Source organism: Vibrio sp. Vb1574, assembly GCF_033338675.1.
On record NZ_JAWOTC010000297.1, the window covers coordinates 1 to 1,227 of the forward strand.

Below are 1,227 nucleotides of genomic sequence, written 5' to 3' on the forward strand. Positions count from 1 at the left end.
GAGCTGGCTTTTTTCGTTCTATACATCGTAAGATCAACACCCATTCTAACAATCTCTCGCTCACCCCACGGTGTCGCATTCATGTTCTACGAACTCCTACTGTAGCTAAGATCTTCAACCAATACCGACAACCACATTGCTTTAGGCCAAACTCAACGTTAGAACCGATCTTTTAACAGGTAAGAGTTCTTCGACAAGACACTGAATAGTATTAACTTTCTAAATCTCTCAAGAATAGACACAACAAAATACTAACTGAGCTATCCCAGATACCAAATGGCTAAGTCATTAGACTGCTAAATCATAAAACGACTGAGTTGTATTGTGCTTAGCTACGGAGCATTGCCTTTCGCTTTTACCTGTAGAGCTATCTCCGCTCATCCAACAATTAACAGATACAAAAAATCCCGCTAAATAGCGGGATTTAATTAAGACTAAATTGAACGAGCTTGGTGATTAACCTTGAATACCAACAATCAACCAAGGTGCATTCGGTACTGTTAGGTCGCGCTCTAGGTGCCAGATATCTTCAATATCTTCCTCTACACCTTCTGCAGCATCACGGTAACGGCCACTAAATTGCAAACTTAATTGTGCTTTGTTCGCATCGTATTCAGCACGAACGATCTCTGCATCGACATACATCACATCAGTGTGCTGCTCACCTTCTAGCTTCGCGCGCTCAGCTTTCAGATCTTCAAATAGACTTGGAGAAACATATTCTTCAATAGTGTCTAGTTGGTTGTGGTTCCACGCACCTTGCAAAATGCGGTAGTGCTCACGAGAACCGTTAATAAACGCAGCTTGATCGAAACCCGGTGGATAATTGTGTGGTACATCTGTTTGAGCACCAAAACCGGTGAAACCGCCTGCGTTTGTATTTGGTTGTTGTTCAAAGTTCTGCATGTTTGGTTGTTCAAACTTTGACGCGTTACCACCAAATGCCGGTTGTTGACGTTGCTGGTTCATACTGCCCTGCTTCGCACCTAACATTCCGCGCATAAGCTTAAAGATAATAAAGGCAATTAAACCAATGATTAGGATATCCATAAACTGGATACCTTCAAAAGCACCACCGAAGAACGCAGCAAGCAGGCCACCAGCTAGAAGGCCACCTAATAGACCGCCCATCAAACCTTTCTTGCTAGAAGATTTGGTCGTTTGCTCTTTACCGATCGTATTGGTGTTTTGTTGCTGCTGTTTAGGTGCAGGTGCTGTTTTGTAGCT

Annotated in this window: 1 protein-coding gene; it reads right to left on the reverse strand. The window is 43.0% G+C overall.

Translation table 11 applies throughout. From position 1 onward, the window contains the following. Window positions 1-456: 456 nt before the first annotated feature. The coding region (locus tag R7O12_RS25680; protein ID WP_318126880.1) for a Tim44 domain-containing protein at window positions 457-1,227 on the reverse strand (771 nt) is incomplete at its 5' end.